The organism is Labrenzia sp. 011 (assembly GCF_003075075.1).
In the GTDB taxonomy this organism is placed as follows: Bacteria; Pseudomonadota; Alphaproteobacteria; order Rhizobiales; family Stappiaceae; genus Roseibium.
The window spans coordinates 58,549-80,419 of sequence record NZ_QCYM01000020.1 but is presented as its reverse complement, the minus strand read 5'-3'; the positions used below and the strand labels follow the sequence as shown (position 1 = coordinate 80,419).

At 62.5% G+C, this 21,871-nt stretch carries 22 protein-coding genes; 7 read left to right on the top strand and 15 right to left on the bottom strand.

The genetic code is table 11. The features are described from left to right. Nucleotides 1-444: 444 nt before the first annotated feature. The 5 genes from DCO57_RS18410 (at nt 445) to DCO57_RS18390 (ending at nt 4,706) form a co-directional block, all read left to right on the top strand. Nucleotides 445-825 carry a pilus assembly protein N-terminal domain-containing protein gene (locus DCO57_RS18410; RefSeq protein WP_208978028.1) on the top strand — a complete coding sequence of 127 codons (381 nt, stop codon included), beginning with the start codon at nt 445-447 and terminating at the stop codon, nt 823-825. A 24-nt stretch (nt 826-849) separates the two neighbouring features. Then, a complete protein-coding gene (locus tag DCO57_RS18405) occupies nt 850-1,401 on the top strand; it encodes a TadE/TadG family type IV pilus assembly protein (RefSeq protein WP_116700370.1) in 552 nt (183 codons plus the stop codon). Nucleotides 1,402-1,405: 4 nt separating this feature from the next. Further along, a complete protein-coding gene (locus DCO57_RS18400) occupies nt 1,406-1,990 on the top strand; it encodes a TadE/TadG family type IV pilus assembly protein (RefSeq protein WP_208978027.1) in 585 nt (194 codons plus the stop codon). A 116-nt stretch (nt 1,991-2,106) separates the two neighbouring features. After that, the gene (locus DCO57_RS18395; RefSeq protein ID WP_116700369.1) at nt 2,107-3,519 is read left to right on the top strand and encodes a bifunctional enoyl-CoA hydratase/phosphate acetyltransferase; all 1,413 of its coding nucleotides are present in this window, start codon (nt 2,107-2,109) and stop codon (nt 3,517-3,519) included. Between the two features lie 2 nt (nt 3,520-3,521). Further along, complete coding sequence (locus DCO57_RS18390; RefSeq protein WP_116700368.1) at nt 3,522-4,706, top strand: acetate/propionate family kinase; 1,185 nt, start codon at nt 3,522-3,524, stop codon at nt 4,704-4,706. Between the two features lie 3 nt (nt 4,707-4,709). On the opposite strand, the gene DCO57_RS18385 is transcribed toward DCO57_RS18390, so the two are convergent. Beyond that, nucleotides 4,710-5,735 (bottom strand): PhnD/SsuA/transferrin family substrate-binding protein, encoded by a 1,026-nt coding sequence (locus DCO57_RS18385; protein ID WP_116700367.1) that lies wholly within the window; start codon nt 5,733-5,735, stop codon nt 4,710-4,712. Between DCO57_RS18385 and DCO57_RS18380 the strand changes: the two genes are divergently transcribed. Beyond that, complete coding sequence (locus DCO57_RS18380) at nt 5,734-6,354, top strand: HAD family phosphatase (protein WP_116700366.1); 621 nt, start codon at nt 5,734-5,736, stop codon at nt 6,352-6,354. The two genes, DCO57_RS18385 and DCO57_RS18380, sit on opposite strands and share 2 nt — an antisense overlap. Before the next feature lie 13 nt (nt 6,355-6,367). On the opposite strand, the gene DCO57_RS18375 is transcribed toward DCO57_RS18380, so the two are convergent. The 7 genes from DCO57_RS18375 to DCO57_RS18345 form a co-directional block, all read right to left on the bottom strand. Continuing rightward, a complete protein-coding gene (locus DCO57_RS18375) occupies nt 6,368-7,396 on the bottom strand; it encodes a histone deacetylase family protein (protein ID WP_116700365.1) in 1,029 nt (342 codons plus the stop codon). 54 nt (nt 7,397-7,450) lie between these two features. After that, complete coding sequence (locus tag DCO57_RS18370) at nt 7,451-8,449, bottom strand: aldose epimerase family protein (RefSeq protein ID WP_116700364.1); 999 nt, start codon at nt 8,447-8,449, stop codon at nt 7,451-7,453. 75 nt (nt 8,450-8,524) lie between these two features. Then, nucleotides 8,525-10,024 carry a phosphomannomutase/phosphoglucomutase gene (locus tag DCO57_RS18365; protein ID WP_116700363.1) on the bottom strand — a complete coding sequence of 500 codons (1,500 nt, stop codon included), beginning with the start codon at nt 10,022-10,024 and terminating at the stop codon, nt 8,525-8,527. 71 nt (nt 10,025-10,095) lie between these two features. Then, on the bottom strand, nt 10,096-10,590 hold the full coding sequence (locus DCO57_RS18360) for a TIGR02281 family clan AA aspartic protease (RefSeq protein WP_165814784.1): 495 nt from the start codon (nt 10,588-10,590) through the stop codon (nt 10,096-10,098). 99 nt (nt 10,591-10,689) lie between these two features. After that, nucleotides 10,690-11,589, bottom strand: a complete 900-nt coding sequence (locus DCO57_RS18355) for a ribokinase (RefSeq protein ID WP_116700361.1) — start codon at nt 11,587-11,589, stop codon at nt 10,690-10,692. Nucleotides 11,590-11,677: 88 nt separating this feature from the next. Continuing rightward, complete coding sequence (upp, locus tag DCO57_RS18350) at nt 11,678-12,307, bottom strand: uracil phosphoribosyltransferase (protein ID WP_116700360.1); 630 nt, start codon at nt 12,305-12,307, stop codon at nt 11,678-11,680. A 73-nt stretch (nt 12,308-12,380) separates the two neighbouring features. Beyond that, nucleotides 12,381-13,622, bottom strand: coding sequence for a DUF1688 family protein (locus tag DCO57_RS18345; protein ID WP_116700381.1), 1,242 nt, complete (start codon nt 13,620-13,622; stop codon nt 12,381-12,383). Between the two features lie 166 nt (nt 13,623-13,788). On the opposite strand from DCO57_RS18345, the gene DCO57_RS18340 reads away from it, so the two are divergent. Then, a complete protein-coding gene (locus DCO57_RS18340; RefSeq protein WP_116700359.1) occupies nt 13,789-15,045 on the top strand; it encodes an MFS transporter in 1,257 nt (418 codons plus the stop codon). 76 nt (nt 15,046-15,121) lie between these two features. Here the strand turns inward: DCO57_RS18340 and DCO57_RS18335 are convergent, their stop codons facing one another. From DCO57_RS18335 to DCO57_RS18305, 7 genes are all read right to left on the bottom strand, one after another. Continuing rightward, nucleotides 15,122-16,129 (bottom strand): adenosine deaminase, encoded by a 1,008-nt coding sequence (locus tag DCO57_RS18335; protein ID WP_116700358.1) that lies wholly within the window; start codon nt 16,127-16,129, stop codon nt 15,122-15,124. Between the two features lie 113 nt (nt 16,130-16,242). Further along, nucleotides 16,243-17,463: a phosphopentomutase gene (locus tag DCO57_RS18330; RefSeq protein WP_116700357.1), complete on the bottom strand. Its 1,221-nt coding sequence runs from the start codon at nt 17,461-17,463 to the stop codon at nt 16,243-16,245. Nucleotides 17,464-17,544: 81 nt separating this feature from the next. Further along, nucleotides 17,545-18,861, bottom strand: coding sequence for a thymidine phosphorylase (deoA, locus tag DCO57_RS18325; RefSeq protein ID WP_116700380.1), 1,317 nt, complete (start codon nt 18,859-18,861; stop codon nt 17,545-17,547). A gap of 45 nt (nt 18,862-18,906) precedes the next feature. Further along, on the bottom strand, nt 18,907-19,683 hold the full coding sequence (deoC, locus tag DCO57_RS18320) for a deoxyribose-phosphate aldolase (RefSeq protein WP_116700356.1): 777 nt from the start codon (nt 19,681-19,683) through the stop codon (nt 18,907-18,909). Next, nucleotides 19,680-20,489 carry a purine-nucleoside phosphorylase gene (locus DCO57_RS18315; RefSeq protein WP_116700355.1) on the bottom strand — a complete coding sequence of 270 codons (810 nt, stop codon included), beginning with the start codon at nt 20,487-20,489 and terminating at the stop codon, nt 19,680-19,682. The genes deoC and DCO57_RS18315 overlap by 4 nt, the downstream gene beginning before the upstream one ends. Nucleotides 20,490-20,495: 6 nt before the next feature. Continuing rightward, a complete protein-coding gene (locus tag DCO57_RS18310; RefSeq protein WP_116700354.1) occupies nt 20,496-20,906 on the bottom strand; it encodes a cytidine deaminase in 411 nt (136 codons plus the stop codon). Then, nucleotides 20,903-21,871 (bottom strand): ABC transporter permease, encoded by a 969-nt coding sequence (locus tag DCO57_RS18305; RefSeq protein ID WP_116700353.1) that lies wholly within the window; start codon nt 21,869-21,871, stop codon nt 20,903-20,905. The genes DCO57_RS18310 and DCO57_RS18305 overlap by 4 nt, the downstream gene beginning before the upstream one ends.

Below are 21,871 nucleotides of genomic sequence, written 5' to 3'. Positions count from 1 at the left end.
GTATAGATAAAATTTTATTAATACGATAATTTAATTAAATAGAAAAAACTTTCACTAAATAATAACATTTTATTTCTTGCTTCATTTTCTGTATATTCTCACTTACTTGATATTATTCCTAAATATACTTTTATTCGAAATTGCCTTTGAAGTCATGAATTCATGACAGCCAACTGTTTCATCTGCTGAGACTGAACGCTGCCGCTCTTTATCGCCAGGTAAATACACCGGACGCCGGCTAAGAACTTCGAACCCGATGCGTCTGCGATTGCCACTTCTTGCCGGCCGGCGTTAGCAGATCGTTCACCACGTCTGCGGCATGATCTCACGGCAATAGAGCGATATGGGGTAGTCATAAGCATGTTTTCGAATCTGATCAGATGGACTGGCGTGCTTGTGTTCGCATTTCACGCAGGCGCAGCGATTGCCCAGGACGGGCCGGTCATGGTGACTGTTGACCGCGCCAAGGTCTTCCGCATCGAGGATGGCGCATCCGCCGTGATCGTCGGCAATCCCTTCATTGCCGATGTGGCCATGTTCGACAAGAACACCGTCGTCATCACCGGCAAAAGCTACGGCACGACCAACCTCGTCATTCTGGATAAAGACAACAAGCCGATCGTGGACGAGGACATCACCGTCCGCGCCTCGGAACGCGACGTGGTCTCGGTTTATCGCAAGGCTGAGCGGGTAACGCTTTCCTGCCATCCGATGTGCGAGCCGACGCTTCGTCTCGGCGACAATCTGGATGCCTTCAACGAAGCAGCCGAACAGGCAACGGCCCGGAACAGCCTCGCGCTGAAGGCAGCCGGCGTCGATAACTAAACGGTACTGTGCGGAGCACCCCCAATGCGCGGCAGAAAACGGCCCTTCTGGTCATTCAGACGCAAGAACAGCCGGTCGCTGCTCAAGGACGACAGCGGCGTGACGGCCGTGGAATTCGCCTTTGTCGCGCTGCCGTTTTTCCTTCTGACGATTGCCATCATCGAAGTCGGCCTTGTGCAGGTGGTAGGCTATATGGTCGACAACGCGGTCGTCAGCGCCGCGAGGATGATCAGGACCGGCCAGGCAGTGACAGGCACGTTCACCGCGGATGAGTTCAAGAAGCAGATCTGCAATTTCATGCCGGAGTTCATGTGCGACCCGAACACGATTTCCATTGAAGTCGTGGCAGTGGACAGTTTCGCGGCAGCCAGCTCGACTGACGACCTCTACGAGGACGACGGCGAAGTGCGTGAGGATCTGAAATTCGAGACCGGTAACGCTGGCGAAATCGTGGTCATGCATGTCATCTTCAGATGGCCGATGATGATTTCCAATCTTGAACTTTTCCCCTACGACCACGACGGCGTCCGCTATCTCACGTCAACCATGGTATTTCGCAATGAACCCTGGGAATAACCCCATGACAGGGCCGGTCTGCGGGAATCCCGGTCTGCTGCACAGGCTCTGGAGCGACGGACGCGCCGTCGCGGCAACGGAGTTCGCGCTGATCCTGCCGTTCATGGTGCTGCTCCTGGTCGGAGTGATAGATATTTCAGGCGCCATCAATGCCGACCGGAAAGTCAGCCGCATCGCGAACTCGACAACCGATCTGGTGGCGCAGGCCCAAACTCTGGATACCAATGATCTCGATGATATCCTGGCCCTGGGCGGAAAGATCATGGCGCCGGAATCGGACGACACGCTGACCACCATAATTGCAAGCATCACCTTTGACGGAAAAGGCAATGCGACCGTCGACTGGAGCTATGACAGCGAGCAGAACACCCCCTGGGCTCAGGGGTCCGTCCCGCCGATCACATTTCCGGAAACAGTCGCGGCCCCCGAGACCTCGATTGTCATTGCGCAGAGCACGCTGATCTATACACCGCCGTTTTCCGGCATGTTTTTCGCCAAAACGTTTCCCCGTCTTTCCCAATACACTCTCAGGGACGTTTTCTATTTACGGCCCCGCCTCACCAATACGGTGAGCTGCACGGATTGCTGAGGCGTCCCACGGAGCCATAGTGACTCTCCCGTATTTGTTCCGTCTCATATTCCGGTTACCCTCCGATCGCATTGCTGCGCTGCAACAGGAACCTTCAATCTGGGATACCGAACCCGATGGCCACAAACAAGACTTATGAACAAATAGCCGTTGGCGACACGGCGGAGATCGTCCGGGAGTGCTCCTCCAACGATCTGCTTGTCTATGCCCATGCCTCCGGAAACCACAATCCCATCCACCTGCCGGACACCGACTGGACCGGAGATGGCCAGGTCGACAAGCCGGTCGCGCCCGCCATGTGGATGGGCAGCCTCGCCTCCGCCGTCCTCGGCAACATCCTTCCCGGACCCGGCACGACCTACAAGTCGCAGTCCTTCCGCTTTCTGGAAGGCGCTATCGTCGGGGACAAACTGCATGTGAAGGTCACTGCGCGGGAAAAACGTCCGGACAACATCATCCTCTTCGACCTTTCGGTCACGCGCGAAGACGGAACCAGCCTGGTGGAAGGCCTTGCGGAGGTTGCCGCGCCGACCGAGACCATCGAATTCGATTCCAGCAATCTGCCGGCAATTCTCGTGCAGCGGCACAGACACTTCAACAGGCTCATCGAACTGGCAAAATCGCTGCCGCCGCTGGCAACGGCGGTCGTTGCCCCCGATGACGCCAATTCGCTCGAAGGCACGCTCATGGCGGCCCGAGAGGGCCTGATCCGGCCGATCCTGATCGGTGCGAGGAAACGCATCGAGAAGGCGGCCGAGGATCTGGGTGAGAGTCTCGGCGGTTTCGAACTGATCGATATCGAGGATGAGAGCGAGGCGGCCGGACGGGGCGTTGCCATGGTGCATGAGGGACGGGCAGAGGCGATCATGAAGGGGCACCTTCATACGGACCACCTGCTTCACCACGTGGTCAAGAAGGACGGTGGCCTGAGAACCCGGCGGCGCATCAGCCATGTCTTTGTCATGGATATTCCGGGCCGAAAGACTCCTGTCCTGATCTCCGACGCGGCGATAAACATTTCGCCGGACCTCAACACCAAGGTGGACATCACCCAGAATGCCATCGACCTGGCCCTGGCCATCGGTCTCGAAACACCCCGGGTGGGCATCCTGTCCGCCATAGAAACCGTGAACCCGGCAATCCCCTCCAGTCTGGACGCGGCTGTCCTGTCAAAGATGGCCGAACGAGGCCAGATCACCGGGGCCATTGTCGATGGTCCTCTGGCAATGGACAACGCCATCGATGTCCAGGCGGCGCGGTCGAAGGGGATCACCTCCCTGGTTGCCGGCCATGCGGAAGTGCTGGTCGTGCCCAATCTGGAATCCGGCAACATGCTGGCCAAGGAACTGACCTTCATCGCGCACGCGGAAGCGGCCGGCCTGGTGATCGGTGCCAAGGTTCCGATCATGCTGACGAGCCGCGCCGATGACAGCCGCGCCCGGCTCGTCTCCTGTGCGCTCGCGCTTCTTTTCAAGCACTGGCAGGCGAGCGGCACACCGGCAGGTATGCTCAACCGCGAAGGAGAGTGACCATGGCACCGCACATTCTGGTCCTGAATTCCGGCTCGTCCTCCATCAAATACACGCTGTTTTCAGGCAAGGCCGTCCAGCTCGACGGACAGATTTCCGGTCTCGGTGCCAGACCCCATATCTCGCTGCGATCTCATGTGTCCGACACAAGGATCGACAGGGATCTGAGCGAAGAGGAAGGCAGGTCCCATGCCACCGCGCTTGCGGCGCTGCTGCCGAACCTGGAACGGGATTTCGGCGGACGGGGTGTGGATGCGGTCGGTCACCGGGTGGTTCATGGCGGCGTGTCCTTCACCGCCCCGGTGCGGGTCACCGGAGAGGTGATGGACGAACTGCGCAAGCTGGAACCTCTTGCCCCGCTGCACCAGCCGCACAATCTGGCAGGGATCGAGGCGGCGCACGCCGCCTTTCCGAATGCCTTGCAGACCGCCTGTTTCGATACGGCATTTCACCGCAATCATCCCTGGGTCAACGACACCTTCGCCCTGCCCCGCCCGCTTTACGAGGAGGGGGTGCGCCGCTACGGGTTTCACGGCCTTTCCTACGAATATATCTGCTCCTATCTCAAGCAGACCCGGCCGGATGTCTACGCAGGCAGAACGGTTGTCGCGCATCTGGGCAACGGCGCCTCCATGTGTGCCATCCGCGCCGGGCAGAGCATCGGCTCCACCATGGGCTTCACCGCGCTGGACGGCCTGCCGATGGGAACCCGCTGCGGTCAGCTCGACCCGGGCGTGGTGCTTTATCTTCTCACCACAAAGGGCATGACCCCTCAGGAGGTCTCCGATCTCCTGTACAAGGACTCCGGCCTGAAGGGCCTTTCCGGCATCAGTCAGGACATGCGGATCCTCACGGACAGCGATGCCCCGGAGGCGGCGGAAGCCATAGACTATTTCGTCTTCCGCATCCGCCGGGAGCTCGGTGCGATGGCGGCGGTGCTCGGAGGGCTGGATACGCTGGTGTTCACCGGCGGCATCGGCGAGAATTCCACCCTCGTCCGCCGCAGGGTCTGCGCGGACATGGAGTGGCTCGGGCTGACGGTCGACGAGGACCGGAACCAGGCCGGTGCGGAAAACATTTCCGCGGACAGCTCGCGGGCGCGTGTCATGGCGATCCCCACCAACGAGGACGAAATGATCCGCCAGCACACGGAAGATCTGCTGAACGCCGACGCGCGCCCGGCCTGATCCTTATCCGCCGGAAGGGTCGAGCAGCGCGGAGAAACCGTCTTCATAGGTGCGCAGGACCGGACGGTAGTCCGCATGCACCACGGGTTCGAAGCCGCCCGGCAGGTCCGGTTCGATGGCCAGATAGGCGTCCGGGGCTTCCCGGCGAAGATCCATCAGCCCGGCGCGCAGGCGCCGCTTCAGGGTGTCCGGCAAATCGGCCCTCAGGGTATGAGCGGAATAGGGGATCGGCGGGGATCGCCAGACGATTTCGATATCCTTGAAACCCGGCCCTCCCGAAACGTAATAGTCGTTGAGCGTACCGGCGGTGTAACCCGTCTTGGCTTCACCGGCGAGGGTCGACCAGGCAAGCGCCGACTGGACCCGACCGTCGAGCAAGGCCTTCAATCCCTCCACCGGATCGCTGACTTCGACAAGCGTACTGAAATGGGTGCGCGCGTTGATGCCATCGGCGGCGAGATTGGCGAGAGGCACCCGGTATCCGGTCACTGCCTGCCTGCTGCCCACGGCCAGCCGGGTACCGGCAAGATCGGCGAGCGTGGTCTTTTCCGGTCCGCGTCTGGCGATCAGGATGGCGTGAAACCGGGCCGGAAAATCATCCGGTCCGGCCGTGACCAGCGGTTCGACGCAGGCACATAGCCCGTGCGTGGCCGCATAGGCGGAAGGCGACAGCCGGGCGTAGTCGATCCGGCCGGAAGCAATTGCCTCGACGGCCTCTCCCATGGTCTCCAGCAGAAACAGATCCACCGGCAGGTCGGCGATTTCCTCCAGAGCAAGCCGGAACGGCTCGACACGATCACGCGCGCCCTCGTCCGCGGCAACAACGACACCGAGACGCAACCTGTCCGGCATGTCCGGGTCTTCCTGCGCCCGCGCCGCCAGGGATGGCAAGAGGACAAGCAGGATGAGGGGCAACAACCGGAGGCGCTTTCTCAGCAGCGTCACAAATCCGACATAGGTTTCTGGAAGCACTTGTAAATTCTTTCCCTGTCCACCGGTGGCCTTGCCCGGAAATAACGGACCTGTCATGAGCGATCCTATCACGACCGTTGTCTTCGATATAGGAAATGTCCTGATCGAATGGAATCCCGAACACCTCTACCGCAAGCTCATTCCGGACGATCTCGAACGGGCCCGGTTTCTTGAAACCGTCTGCTCAGCGGCCTGGAACGAGCAGCAGGACCTCGGCCGGTCCTGGAGCGAGGCCGTCGAGTTGCTGACCCGGCAGCATCCGGAAAAGGCGGCACTCATTGCCGCGTATGACGTGCGCTGGCACGAAATGGTTCCGGGGGAAATTCCCGGAACCGTGGAGATATTGACCAGGCTCAAGGCGCAAGGGGTGCCGCTGTACGCCATCACGAATTTTTCGACCGGGAAATTCGCCGAGGCCCGCAGGCGGTTTCCATTTCTGGAAACCGGATTCGAGGATGTCGTCATCTCGGGCGAGGAAAAGCTGATCAAACCCGATCCTCGGATTTACGCCGTCCTTTTCGAACGCAACGGGCTGGAGGCGAAGACCTGCCTGTTCATCGACGACTCCTTGCCGAACGTGGAGGCCGCGCGCGAAGCGGGCATGCGCGCGCATCACTTCAGGGGCGCGGAAGGGCTGCGCAGCGAGCTGGCCGACCTTGGCCTGCTTGCCATGTGACCGGCCCGGAGGATTACCCGCCGAACCCTTCCAGGACATTGACGCAATTGGTGCCCAGCGCGTCGACGGCATAACCGCCTTCCAATACGAACATGGTCGGTACACCGACCTTCGCAAGACGCTGTCCAAGGCGGAGATAGTCGTCACTCTTGAACCTGAACCCGGAAATGGGATCCCCCTCGTAGCAGTCGAGCCCCAGGGAGACGATCATCGCCTCGGGCTTGTAGACCAGAAGCCAGCGGCAGGCCTCTTCGAGGGCCGGGGCATAGCCTTCCCAATCCGTGCCGAGCGGCAAGGGCCAGTTCCGTGTGAAGCCGGTTCCCGCATGTTCACCGGTCTCGTCCGCATAACCCAGATAGTAGGGGTATTCGTCCTTCGGATCGGCATGTATTGACAGGAACAGGATGTCCGGACGGTCATAGAACAGTGCCTGGGTGCCGTTGCCGTGGTGATAGTCCACATCCAGTATGGCGATCCTGTTCAGGCCATTGTCGCGCAGATGCTGGGCCGCAACGCCCGCATTGTTGAAGAAGCAATAGCCACCCAGAAAATCGAACCCAGCATGATGACCGGGCGGCCGGCACAGGGCGAAAGCGGACTGTTCGCCATCGAGCAGCAGCTGCACCGCGCTCAACGCCGTATCAGCGGAGGCGCGCGCCGCCTTGTAGGTATGCTGTCCCAGCGGTGTGCCGGCATCCATCGAATAACGTCCGAGAAGTCCGTCGATGTGGTTGATCTTCATGTCCGTCCTGAGGGAGCGGACAGGCCACACGAAGGGAAAGGCTTCACCGGACCGGCCGGCGGCGGTCCACATCTGCCAGAAGTTTTCCAGAAAGGTGACATATTCGTGCGAATGAACGCGCTGGATGGACCGCAGCGGAAATTCCTCGGGGGCAACGACATCCCCGATCTGCCGCTCCCGGACGGTTTTCAGAACGATTTCGGCACGGGCCGGTATTTCCACCGCCGGCTTCAGTTCTCCGTCGGAAATCTCCTGCGCCGGTGCGTGCGCTAGCTGGGTCTCTGAAAAAACCGTCTTCACAAGCCTGCTCCCAGTCCCTCTCCGTCCCGAGCCATATGGCCAATGTAGACCAATTCAGGAGAAACGGAATTCCGTAACGTGACTATAGGTTTCCGAAGGTCTTAACAACACAGTTGTAAACCCCTCCCGGTTGACGCTGTCGGGCCAGCGCTGCGCTTCCAGGCAGAGACCTGCATGTGGACCGTAGCGTTTGCCGCCCAGTCCCGGAGCCGGAACGTCCAGCCGGCCCGCATCGTAGAGCTGCAGGCCGGGTTCTGTCGTCCAGACCTCCATGCGCCGCTCTCCCGCACCGTCTTCGAGAGCAGCAGCAAATTGCACGGTCTCGCGGGCCTGGGGGGCAAGACAGAAATTGTGATCGAAAATCACATTTTCCTCGCCTGGGTTGCGCCGAAGCCTGCGGCCGTTCTGAAAATCATAGGGCGTCCATTCGACCTTGCGGATTTCGCCGGTCGGAATGAGGCGATCATCGACCGGAAGATAGGTTTCCGCCGCGATTTCAAGCGTGTGATCGAGAATCGTACTGCTGCCGTCCAGATTGAAATAGCTGTGCTGCGTCAGGTTGACCGGCGTGGTCCTGTCGGTGACCGCGGTGATCTTCACACGCAGCGCGCCGGTTCCCGTCAACGTATAGCGCAACAGCACCTCGACGCGGCCGGGATACCCCATGTCGCCATCGTCGGAGACCAGTTTCAGCAGAACGCTGGCCTTGTCATGCTGCTCGATCTGCCAGACCCGGTTGAAAAACCCCTCCGATCCGCCGTGCAGATGGTTGATCCCGCCTTCATTGCGGTCGAGCTGATAGCTTGTTTCGTCGATCGTCAGACTGCCGCCGGCGATCCTGTTGGCGCAGCGCCCGGCAATCGCACCGAAAAACCTGGGATGATCCAGGTAGCCTTGCAGATCCTCGAAACCGAGAACGACGCTCTGTCCGTCCACTTTCAGATCCCGGATGATCGCGCCGAAGGTCAGAACCGATGCTTCCAGCGCGCCCTTTTTCAGCGTCACTTCCTGCACCGTTGTGCCATCGGGCAGCACACCGAATTCCCTGATCATGCAATTCTCCATTGGGAAGCCGCGCGGCCCCGGAGGGGCGGGCAGAAGTCTGCCGCCTCTCCCCGTTCCCTGACGTCAAAGCGTCTGATTGTATTCGCCGACTTCGGAATTCTCGCGCAGAACGCCATCCACCGCCTTGAACATCTCGTGCAGCCGCGCCTCGGAGACCGGGCTCTCGACCACGACAACCAGTTCCGGCTTGTTGGACGATGCCCGCACGAGACCCCAGGTGCCGTCCTCGGCAACCACCCGGACGCCGTTGACGGTGATCAGGTCGCTGATCGGCTGTCCGCCAACCATCTCGCCCTTGGCCTTCATGTCCTGGAATCTCGCGACCACACGCTCGACAACATCATACTTGATCTCGTCGGCGCATTTCGGAGCCATGGTTGGCGAGCCCCAGGTCTTGGGGAGATCCCGGCGGAGATCGGCCATCGTCTTGTCCGGGTTGCGATCGAGCATGTCGAGGATCGCGATGGCCGAGACAAGACCGTCGTCATAGCCACGACCGATCGGCTTGTTGAAGAAGTAGTGGCCGGACTTCTCGAAGCCGACGATGGCATCCAGTTCGGTGACCCGGCGCTTGATGTAGGAATGGCCGGTCTTGAAGTAGTCCGTCTTCGCACCGTTGGCCTGCAGCACCGGATCGGTGTTGAAGAGACCGGTTGACTTCACGTCGACGACAAACTGGCTGCCCGGATAGAGGGCGGAGATGTCGCGGGCAAGCATCACCCCGACCTTGTCGGCGAAGATCTCCTCGCCCTCGTTGTCGACAACGCCGCAGCGGTCGCCATCACCATCGAAGCCGAGGCCGACTTCCGCGCCCACTTCCAGGACCTTGTCCCGGAGGGCATGCAGCATTTTCATGTCTTCCGGGTTCGGGTTGTAATTGGGGAACGTATAGTCGAGCTCCGCGTCGAGCGGGATGACCTCGGCGCCGAGGGCTTCCAGGATTTTCGGTGCGAACGCACCTGCCGTACCGTTGCCGCAGGCGGCGACGATCCGGATCGGACGCTTCAGTTTCGGCCGGTCGGTCAGATCCTTGAAATAGATCTCGGGGAAGCCGTCCACGAAGCGATAGCTGCCGCCACCCCTGAGATCGAAAGCCGCTTCCAGCACGATGTCCTTCAGGCGGCCCATTTCGTCAGGACCGAAGGTCAGCGGACGGTCGATGCCCATCTTGACCCCGGTCCAGCCGTTGTCGTTGTGGGACGCGGTGATCATGGCAACCGCCGGAACGTCCAGCGCGAACTGGGCGAAATAGGCCATCGGCGACAGGGCCAGACCGATGTCATGGACATTGATGCCGGCTGCCATCAGGCCGTTGACGACCGCCATCTTGATCGAGGAGGAATAGCTGCGGAAATCGTGACCGACGACAAGGTCGGGACGCACGCCGCGCTCATGAATGAGAGTGCCGATGCCCATGCCGAGCGCCTGCATTCCCATCAGATTGATTTCCTTCTCGAACAGCCACCGGGCGTCATACTCCCGGAAGCCGGTCGATTTCACCATGGGCAGCGCTTCATACTCATATGTATTGGGGGTCAGACTCGGTCGTGGTTTGGGGAACATTCAAGCCTCTCCATTGGAAAAGATGGATCCTGCGAAAATGACAGATCCCGGACTACACCTAAAATATTTGTCTACTGGATAAGTACAAGGGTGCCGTCGGACATGTCAAACTTTCTCAACCTGTTGAGAACCGACATGCCCAGCAACGGGTCCCCCATTCTCTCGTCCTCCAGAACGAACGCATCCACCTCGGAGAACCGGATGTCTCCGATGCTCAACCGGTCGATCGTCGTTTTGGCACCAAGAACGATGCCATTTGCCGTCCGGATCGAATGTCTGAAATCGGATTTGTCCAGATAGATGCCGATGTCCTCGGCAAGAGACTGCGGAAGCGCAGTCAGTGTCGCTCCCGTATCGACCATCATGTCTACATAATGTCCGTTCACGCGCACTTCCGCTACGAAATGCCCACGAGAGTCAGACGTGATGCGGTAAATCCGGTCACCGTCATCCACCTCCCCTTCCCATTCCGCGCGGGAGGTTTCAGGGCTGTTCAGCGTCTCGAGACGGCTCGCGATCAGCCCCGGCACAAAGGGGGCGAGACCGACGCAGACCAACAAAATCACCAAAAACCGCCACATGCCCGGCCGACCCTTCACAGCGAGAAGCCGCAGGCATAGCAGAGTTTCCTTAGCGGGCTGTAAAACCGCAGTTGGAAAACCGTATCAGGCGATCTGGTCCGCCAGGCGCGCAATGTCCGCCTTCATCGGCGCGCTGGACTGGGCACCGGTCACGGTGCAGGCCAGGGCTCCTGCGGCCACACCTTCCCTGAGCGCCCGTTCGAACGGGCGGCCGAGGTCGAGCGCCGCCGCCAGGGCGCCGCAAAAGGCATCGCCGGCCCCGGTGGTGTCGACGGCCTCGACAGCAGGTGATGCAAACCGGAAGCGCTCGTCTCCGCGGGCCGCAACAACGCCCTCCGCCCCGAGGGTCACGACCACGGCCCGCGAGGGGCTGACCACATTGTCCAGAAAGGCTGCCGGTCCTTCCGCGATTGCGAGGCCGGCAGCAAGGAACGCCGCCTCGCTCTCGTTCACGACCAGCGTATTGACGCCTTCAAGCCCGGACGCCGGATTTCCGGCGGGGACGGGAGCCGGATTCCAGAAAACCGAGGCGCCGGCCCGGCGCGCAACGTCCATGGCCTGCAGGATTTCGGCATAGGGCGCTTCCCCCTGAAGCATCAGGATATCGGCATCCGTCAGGCGGCGATCCAGCCAGCCGGCCTCGACACGCGCATTGGTGCCGCTGGCCACGATGATCTGGTTTTCCCCGGAGGGGTCGATGCCGATCAGGGCAAGGCCGGTCGCGCCGTCCAGCTCCCGGACATCCGACAGGTCGATGCCGGCGTCCCGCAAATTGGCAAGGGCCGGACGCGCGAAGGCGTCGCGGCCGACCGCACCGACCATTTTCACCGCAGCGCCGGCCCGGCAGGCTGCCAGAGCCTGGTTCGCGCCCTTGCCGCCGGCGAAGGACTGGTGATCCGGTCCGCTGACCGTTTCCCCCGCCTTCGGCAGCCTGGGAACGGAAACGACAAGGTCGAGGTTGATGGAACCGAAAACGGTGATCATGCCGGTGTCCTCGTTCACGAAGGTCCGAAAGCGACGGAACCATGCCCGCAGCGGGTGGCCGGACAGTTCCCGGCCGCCCCCAACGGGATTATTTCGTACCGTACATCCGGTCGCCGGCATCGCCGAGGCCCGGAACGATATAGCCCTTTTCGTTGAGCTTCTCGTCAATCGCCGCCGTGAAGATCGGCACATCCGGGTGCATCTCGTTGAATTTCGCCACCCCTTCGGGAGCTGCCAGAAGGCACAGGAAACGAATGTTGTTGGCGCCGCGTTCCTTGAGCTTCTGGATGGCGGCAATGGCGGAATTGGCGGTGGCCAGCATCGGGTCGACGACGATCACCAGGCGCTCGTGCAGGTCTTCCGGCGCCTTGAAGTAATATTCGACCGGCTGGAGGGTTTCCGGGTCCCGGTAAAGGCCGATATGGGCGACGCGCGCGGACGGAACCAGATCGAGCATGCCTTCCAGCAGGCCGTTGCCGGCCCGGAGCACAGAGGCGAAGACGAGTTTCTTGCCCGCCAGCGTCGGCGCCTGCATTTCCGCGACCGGCGTCTCGATGGTCTGGCGCACCAGCGGCAGGTCCCGGGTCACCTCGTAGCACAGCAGCGTGGAGATCTCGCGCAGAAGACGCCGGAAGCCCTGGGTGGACGTTCCCTTGTCCCGCATGATGCTCAGTTTGTGCTGGACCAGCGGATGGCTGATGACATTGGCTCCGGACATATCTGCCTCTCTTTTCTTCAGGTTCGGGTCCGCGCGCTCCGGACCGGTCTCATTGACGTTTCATGTTCCGGACCTATGCCCCGAACGGCAACCAAAAAACAGACCCCGGGTTCAGAAATTTTCCGAGTTCGTTCGCCTTGCCCTCCGCGCGTTCGAGAATCTGCCCTCCGGCCCGGTGCGTGCCGCCCTCCAGAATGCAGGTGAGCGGCAGCTGATCCGCCGGAACGCCGAGCTCCCGGCGCAGCAGATCCGCCAGCCTGTCCGTCAGGGCGGATCCGACGGCGCGCAATTCGATCATCCGGTCCTGCGCTTCCCGGAAAGGCAGGTCGCCAGCCTCGCTGAGGACCTCCAGAACACCGCAGTGGACGAAGAGAGCGGCGTGTATGTCGTCGGCGGGCGCGGTCAGCTCCTCGAGACCGGCAACTTCAAGCCCGGCCCAGGCGAAAGGCTCGACGAGACCATAGACCATTTCCTGGGCGGCCAGGTGAAAGGGCACGGTACTTGCCGCCTCTTGGTCGGTCAGAGCGGAATGAACAAAGCTGTCGCCCAGGGAAATTTCACCCTGCTGCGCTCCGCCGACCCAGACGGGCGCGAGCGCTTCAAGCAGGCGGTCGAGCAGCACCCCGGCGCTGACTGCGCCGTCCTGGTCTTTGGCCAGGCGCGTGGCCAGCGCACCGGGACGGATGGCATCGCCGTCGGCAAACAGGTCCGGACGCAACGCAAGCGCTTCCCCCAGACGTTTGAGATGCCGCTGCATGTCTTCCAGCAGGCCCGCATCGTCAGCCATGTCCCATTGCAGTCCGAAGGCAAGCTCCGCCGTCTCCAGGCGGATCAGGGTTTCGGCATCGACGCGGTAGGGATCCGTCATCTCGGCGGAAAAGGAGCCGGCGGCGAACATGTGAAAGACGGCGAGCGCTGTGGCCTGCCGGCCCGTCGCCCGCGTGCCTGTCATGCGGTCTTCGTAGGTCCAGCCCTGCGGATGGCGCGTCTTCATGAATGTGCCGAGCACCGCCAGATCCGTTGCCGCTGCCAGCATTTCCCCGGCGGACTCGAAATTGCGGGCCCCTGCCATTGCGCCCCAGCGGTCGATTCCGCCGGCTTCGAAGTCCCGCCAGATACCGTAGGGCGGAATGTGAAAATCGGGATAATCCGCCCGGGTTGTCTCAAGCACCGTGACCAGGGCTTCCCCCAGCCTGGCAGGATCCACCCGCACATGGGCAAGCGCGCCGGCCTGCGCCAGGTCGAGAAGACGATGCGCCATGCGCCGCACTTCGCGCGGCTGGAACAGGGTCAGGGCTGAAACGGAAGAATTCATCGACAACAATCCGGAAAGAGGAGAACGGGCGGGGGCCGAGAAAGGCTTTACCCGGAAAAACAAGTTTCGTGTGGCTTTCCACCATAAACCTGTCAAAGAGGTTCGTCATTGACCATCATCGGGCCGTGTGAAGGCCCGCACCGACAAAAGCCCAACTGGAAAATTCATGTCCTCCGTCATTTCGATCGCCGCTCTTCTCGCCGGTTCGGGTCTTCTCCTGCTGGCAGGCGGCCTGCATGGCCTGCTGCTGCCGCTGGCCGGTCTCGCGCAGGGGTTTTCCGATGCATCGCTCGGCCTGCTGGGGGCCGGTTGGGCTCTCGGCTTCATGGGCGGCTGCCTGGCCGTGCCGCTCATCGTCAAGCGGGTCGGCCATGTGCGCTCCTTCGGGGCCCTGGCCTCGCTCGCCGCGATCACCGTGCTGCTCAACCTGCTGTTCATCGATGCCGCCGTCTGGATTGTTCTGAGAGCGATTTCAGGGTTCTGCTTTTCCGGTGCGGCGATGATCGTGGAGAGCTGGCTCAACGAGCGGTCCACCGCCGAAACCCGGGGACGGATCTTCGGCCTTTACACCATGATCAATCTGGCGGCGACGACCGCAGGGCAGATGCTGCTCACGCTCGGGTCGGCGAGCGGCTATTTCTTCTTCGTTCTCGGCTCGATCATCTATTCCCTGTCACTGCTGCCGACGGCGCTCTCGACAGCCGCCTCCCCCCAGCCACTGACGCAGGCGAAACTCGATCCCAAGCAGTTGTGGCGCAACTCGCCGATCGCGGTGGTCGCCGTATTCATGGCCGGCGTGTCCAACGGCTCCTTCGGAACCCTCGGCGCCGTCTATGGCCGCCACATCGGTCTGGACATACCGCAAATCGCCATCATGATGAGTCTGGCGCTTCTGGCCGGTGCCATGGTGCAGATTCCGGTGGGCATGCTGTCGGACCGGCTGGACCGGCGGCTAGTTCTCGTCGGACTTGCCGTGACCGCGATGTCGCTCGGCTCCAGCCTGTCCCTGATCGGCGGCAACGACCCGGTGGTGACGATCGCGCTGATCGCGGCCTTCGGAGGCGTCATCTATTCCATGTATCCGGTGATCGTCGCCCATGCCAGCGACCATGCGGAGCCGGGCGACTTCCTGCGTATCAGCGGCGGTCTTCTGCTTATTTTCGGCACAGGGACGATGGTCGGGCCGCTGCTCGCCTCCGGCCTGATGACCTTCACCTATCCCGGCGCCCTCTTCCAGGTGACCGCCGCGGCCCATCTGTCCATGATGCTGTTCGCCATCTGGCGCATACGCCAGCGCGCTCCGGTCAAGACGGAAGACAAGTCCGACTTCCTCCCCGTCCTGACGACCGCCCAGACCACCACGCCGGAAACCGTTGTCCTCGATCCGCGCACGGAAGTGGACGAGACCGGCGGGGACATCTGAGGGCTTGCCGCGTCCGTATCGATGCGGCACTCGCCTCCACCTCGAACCCGCAGAAACCCGAAGGGTAACCTTCGCGCTACCCGTCGGCGGGCTTGCGCACGGCGCTGTCCAGCCGCACCAGCAGCCTTTTGCGCGTGGGCTCGTCGCAGAAGGCCGCCTCGATGGCCGTGCGGGTAACGTCCATCTGGTCGTCGAAGGTCCAGCCGAAGGTTTCCGCGACAGAGGCATATTCCTTGCCGAGCGTGGTGCCGAAGAAGGGCGGATCGTCGGAGTTGAGGGTGATCCTGACGCCCTGCCGGCGCAACATGTTCACCGGGTGAAAGCGCAGATGGGTATAGACGCCCAGTGACACATTGGATCCCGGACAGACCTCCAGCACGATCTCCTCGTCGATGAGCCGTTTGATCAGGTCCTTGTCCTCAATGGCGCGGACCCCGTGACCGATGCGCTTGACGCGCAGGAATTCCAGGGCCGCGGTAATGCTGTCCGGTCCGCCGAACTCGCCTGCATGGGCGGTGGTGCCGAGCCCTGCATCCGCAGCCATCCGGAAGGCCTTGGAGAAATTCGCGGGATGGCCCGAGCGCTCATCGCCGGCGAGGCCGAAACCGGTCACCAGCGGATCGGGATTGGCGATCACCTCCTTGACGACCCGCTCCACCGCGGCAGAGCCGAAATGGCGCACGCCGACGGCGATCATCCGGCCCTCGATCGCGGTTTCGTTCTTGGCGCGCTCGATCCCGGCGGACAGTCCTTCCACATAGGACCTGTAGGAAAGCCCCGTCGCCTGGGCATGATCCGGTGAAATGAAGATTTCGCCGTAGATAGCGCCCTCGGCGGCCAGCATGCGGAAATAGGTTTCCGCCAGAAGGGCATAGTCGGCGGGGGTCCTGAACACCGCGCTTGCCGTGTCATAGGCCTTCAGGAAGGTCGTGAAATCCGACCACACATATTTTCCGTTGCCATCCAGCACCTTCGACACGTCCATGCCGTGTCTGTCCGCCAGCCGCTTGACCAGACTCGGCGGGGCCGCACCTTCGATGTGACAGTGCAGTTCGGCTTTCGGAACCGTGATGGGATCGCTCATGTGCGGCGGGTCCTCGGTCGTGAATGAATGGCGGGAGCGCCGTTTGCGGAATATCGCGTTCGCGTCCCCCGAGAGGAGACGGGCCGCTCCGTCATAGTGCCTGAGTCCGTGATCTAAAGAAAACTCTCTCCGTTGGGGCCCCGCTCGACGCCGAGATGGGCGGCAATACTCTCGCCGATATCGGCGAAGGTTTTCCGTCCGCCGATGGACCTGCCTGCAATACCGGGCCCTGTCGCGATGACGGGAACATGCTCGCGGGTGTGGTCAGTGCCGGTCCAGGTCGGATCGCAACCATGATCGGCGGTCAGGATCAGCAGGTCCCCGTCGCGCAAGCGGGAAATCATCTCCGGCAGGCGACGGTCGAAATGTTCCAGCGCGGCGGCATAACCGGCAACGTCCCGGCGGTGTCCGTACAGGGAATCGAAATCGATGAAATTCGCGAAGACCAGGTCGCCGTCCCCCGCCGCGTCCATCGCCTCCAGGGTCCTGTCGAAAAGCTGGTCGTTGCCGGCCCCCTTCAGGACCCTGGCGACCCCCTGATGGGCGAAGATGTCGGAGATCTTGCCGATGCCGAAGACCGTGCGGCCGGCTCCGGTCAGCCGGTCGAGCAGCGTCGGTTCCGGCGGCAGCACCGAATAGTCCCGCCGGTTGGCCGTGCGGACGAAGGTCTCCGCGCTCTCGCCGGTAAAGGGCCGCGCGATGACGCGGCCGATATTGTAGGCATCGGCGAATTCGCGGGTGATCTCGCACAGCGCATAGAGTCTGTCGAGACCGAAATGCTCTTCATGAGCGGCGATCTGGATGACCGAATCCGCCGAAGTGTAGAAAATCGGCAAGCCGGTCCGGACATGCTCCTCGCCGAGTTCGGCGATAATCTCCGTGCCGGAGGCATGCTTGTCGCCGAGAATGCCGTCCAGCTCCGCCTTTGCAGTGATCTTGTCGATCAGCTCACGCGGGAAGGTCGGGATCGTCTTGGGAAAATAGCCCCAGTCGAAGCGCACGGGCACTCCGGCGATTTCCCAGTGGCCGGAAGGGGTGTCCTTGCCGTTGGACACTTCCGCGGCATAGCCCCAGAGCCCTCGCGGATCGCCGGCGAAATCGAGGCCGGGCACATCCCGGCCGGTCGACAGGCGTCCGGCGGCCCCCAGGCCGAGCCGGTCCATGTTGGGAAGGGTCAGGGGACCGCTGCGCAGTCCGCCCCTGTCGGCCAGACCGTCCGCACAGTGTCCGGCGATGTGACCCAAAGTATCGGACCCTGCGTCGCCGAAGGCGTCCGCATCCTCCGCGCCGCCAATGCCGAAACTGTCGAGCACGCACAGAATTGCACGAGGCATGGGCATCTCCTCAAGTTTTTCTATTGCCGGCCAGCAGCCGGAAGCATGCCGGATCCGCAAGACCCGGCACAGGTTCGTGTCCTACGGCGCGATCCGCTCGACAACGCTCGGCCGGTCGACGACATCAGCGGCTTCGCCGACGGTATAGGCCTTGCGCACCGCAACGGCCGCCGCTTCGGCGTCTTCCTCGCTCCTTGCGTGGACGATCGCCAAGGGCGCATCCGCATCGACCGTATTGCCGACGCCGGCAAGACTGGTCAGTCCGACTGCCGGATCGATGACGTCGGACGCGGTGCGGCGGCCGCCGCCGAGCGCGACCACAGCCACGCCGACGGCGCGCGCATCCACGCCCGTGACGACCCCGTCATGCTCGGCATAGACCGGAGCTTCGACGGGGGCCTTCGCAAGGTGAAGCTCGGCCTTTTCCATGAAATCGGCCGGACCGCCCAGAGCGGTGACCATCTGCGCGAATTTCTCCGCCGCCTTGCCGCTTTCGAACGCCTCACGCATCATCTGCGTACCCGCTTCCGCGGTCGGGGCAATGCCGCCGGTGGCGAGAAGTTCGCCGCCCTGGGCGACCGTGACGTCCCAGAGACGGTTGTCGATGGCCGTTCCTTTCAGGAAATCGACCGCATTCTGCATTTCAACAGCATTGCCGGCGGCGGACGCCAACGGCTCGTTCATGTCGGTCAACAGCGCCGTTGTCCGGAGCCCCGCGCCATTGGCCACCCTGACAAGACTTTCCGCCAGCGCCCGGGCTTCCTCCAGCGTCGCCATGAAGGCGCCGGTGCCCCATTTGACATCCAGCACCAGTCCCTGCAGACCCGCCGCCAGTTTTTTCGACAGGATGGAGGCGGTGATGAGGTCGATGCTCTCCACGGTGCCGGTCACATCGCGGATGGCGTAAAAGCGCTTGTCGGCCGGGGCCAGATTGCCCGTCTGGCCGATCACCGCACAGCCGATCTCCCTGACCACTTTCTTGAACAACGCGTTGTCCGGCTGGGTCTGGTAGCCGGGAATGCTGTCGAACTTGTCGAGCGTGCCGCCGGTGTGACCGAGACCCCGGCCGGAAATCATCGGCACGGCGGCGCCGCAGGCGGCAAGCGCCGGTGCGAGCATCAGGGAGACATTGTCCCCGACACCGCCGGTGGAATGCTTGTCGAGCACCGGCGCGTCGATGCCGGACCAGTCCATGACATCGCCGCTGTCGCGCATGGCAAGCGTCAGGGCAACGCGCTCATCGACGCTCAGCCCCTTGAAGAAGACCGCCATGGCGAGAGCGGCAACCTGCCCCTCGGTGACCGAGCCGTCGGCCAGCCCCTTGACGAAAAAGGCGATCTCCCTGGCGTCGAGCGTTCCCCCGTCACGCTTCTTGCGGATCAGTTCCTGCGGCAGCATCATTCGTATCCTCGTGGCAACGTTTTTCAGGCACCCGGTTCAGCGTCAATAGCCCTGGCCGGCAGCCGGGGTCCTGCCCTCGATCGTATCGATCAGGGCATCCAGAAGACCGCTCGCGCCGAAGCGGAAGGTGGAGGCGGAGGCCCAGTTGTGCCCCATGATCCTGTCGGCGAGCGCCAGATAGGACGCGGCATCCTCGCTGGTGCGGATGCCGCCGGCGGGCTTGAAACCAATGACACGTTCCGCGTTCTCGCGGCGGGTCTCCTCGATGGCGGTCAGCATGATCTCGGCAGCCTCAAGAGTGGCGTTGACGGAGACCTTGCCTGTGGACGTCTTGATGAAATCGGCGCCGGCGGCGATCGCCACATTGGACGCGGCATGGATCAGCAGAGGATCGCCGATTTCGCCTGTTTCCAGGATCACTTTCAGGATCGCCGGGGCCGGGATCTCCGCCTTCACGCGGATGATCTGTTCCTCGGCGAAACCTTTCCTGCCGTCCCTGAACGCCCTGTAGGCCATGACCAGATCGATCTCGTCGGCGCCGTCGGCAAGCGCCTGCCGCGTCTCGGCGATGACGGCGCCGGTGTCCTCCCCGCCCGCCGGGAAATTGACGACGGTGGCGACCTTGACGCCGGTGCCCTTCAACTCCCGAGTCGCCTGGGCAACGAAACGGGGCCAGACACATACGGCCGCGACCGAACCGTGATCAGTGACCGTACGACCGGTCAGTTTCGTGATGTCCCCGGCGCTGCAATCGTCATTGAGATTGGTCAGATCGACCAGACCAAGGGCGCGTTTTGCATTTTCGATCACGTCACTCATTCGCCGACCTCCTTCACGAATGCCCGCACCAGCTCCTTCATGCGTTCCATGCCCTGCAGGGCGACCGACTTGGTTTGATCGTGCGACAGCGCATCGGGCTGCATGCCCGCACCGTAGTTGGTGACGATCGACATGGCCGCAACCCTGAGCCCCAGGAACCGGGCCATGATGACTTCCGGAACGGTGGACATGCCGACCGCATCCGCGCCCAGCAGGCCGGCCATGCGGATTTCCGCCGGTGTTTCGAAGGACGGGCCCGAGAACCACATGTAGATGCCTTCGGCAATCGGGTCGCCCGTTTCCGCGGCGACCTTCTTCATGGCCTCCCGCAGCTGCGGGTCATAGGCCGCACTCATGTCGAGGAAGCGCTTCTCGTCCTCCTCGCCGATCAGCGGGTTCCTGCCGGACCAGTTGATATGATCCTTGATCAGCATGGGAGAGCCCGGCGCCACGTCCTCGCGCAGGGATCCAGCCGCGTTGGTGGCCAGAAGGATCTCGCACCCCAGCTCCTTCAGGGTCTCGACCGGCGTGCGCATGACGGAGGCGTCGCCGCTCTCGTAGAAATGGGCGCGGCCGGACAGGATCACCACGGGAACGCCCGCCAGCGTGCCGGCAACCAGCTCGCTGGAATGGGAGGTCACGGTGGAGACGGGGAACTCGGTCAGATGCGCGTAGGGAATGCGCACGGCATCTTCCACTTCCTCGGCCAGTGCACCGAGGCCGGATCCGAGTATCATGCCTATCCTGTAGGAGCCATCGCGGGCGGCGCGGACGATATCCGCGCATTCACGGCCAAAACCACTCATCGAGGGTCAGTCCTTCCTGTTATTTGACTTGTCTTCCAGCTCGAATGCGGCCGGCAGCAGTTCGTCCATGGTGAAGCTGCGGCGGATACCGTTCAAGTCCGCCACATGGACGACCAGCTCCGGCATGCCGAATTCCTTCAGCCGCTGGCGGCACATGCCGCAGGGCGTGCACAGGGCCGCGTCGCCGATCACCACCGCCTCGGCAATCTCGCGGTAGCCGGCCGCAACCATGGCGCTGACTGCCCCGCCCTCGGCGCAGACGCTCACCGGATAGGAGGCATTCTCGACATTGCAGCCGGTGAAGACCGTTCCGTCCGGCGTGCGCAGAGCCGCGCCGACCAGAAAATCGGAATATGGCGCATAGGCCCTTTCGCGCACCGCCCGGGCCGCTTCGAACAGCTTGTCCAGATCGTTCATGACCGCTCCTTCAGATAGGGGATACCGGCCGCTTTCGGCGGCACCGCCTTGCCGATGAAGCCGGCAAGCAGGATCACCGTGAGGATATAGGGCAGCGCCTGAAAGAACTGTACCGGGATCTCGCCGATGCCGGGGACTTCCTGGCCCTGCATGCGGATGGACACCGCGTCGAGGAAGCCGAAGAGCAGGCAGGCAAACATGGCATTGGCGGGCCGCCACTTGGCAAAGATCAGCGCCGCCAGCGCGATGAACCCCTTGCCTGCCGTCATGTTGACGCCGAAACCGGCCCCTTGCGCGATCGACAGATAGGCGCCCGCGAAGCCGCAGAGAATGCCGCAGGCGATGACCGCGCGGTAACGCAGCCAGGTGACGGAGATACCGGCCGTATCCACGGCGGCAGGGTTTTCGCCGACAGCCCGCAGCCGCAGGCCGAAGCGTGTGCGGAACAGCACCCACCAGGTCAGCGGCACCGCCAGGAAGCCGACGTAGACCAGGATATTGTGGCCGGAGAGAAGTTCGCTGTAGAGCGGACCGATCACCGGAATGTCGCGCAACTGTTCGGCAAAGGGCCAGACCACATCCCTGAAGCGGCCGCCTTCGGGCAGGGCCGGGGTACGGCCGCCCTGGCGGAACCAGCTCTGGCCGAGCAGCGCCGTCAGGCCGGCGGCCAGGAAGTTGATCGCCACACCGGAAACGATCTGGTTGCCGCGGTTGCTGATCGAGGCAAAGCCATGCAGCAGGCCCAGTGCGACGGAGACGCCGATGCCAGCCAGCAGCCCGAGCCAGGCGTTGGCCGTGACATAGGCGACGGCCCCCGCGCCGAAAGCGGCGCCGAGCATCTTGCCTTCCAGACCGATATCGACGACGCCCGCCCGCTCGGAATAAAGTCCGGCAAGACAGGCCAGCAGCAACGGCGTCGACAGGCGGACGGTGGAATCGAGAATGAGGACAAGGGTCTCGAACAT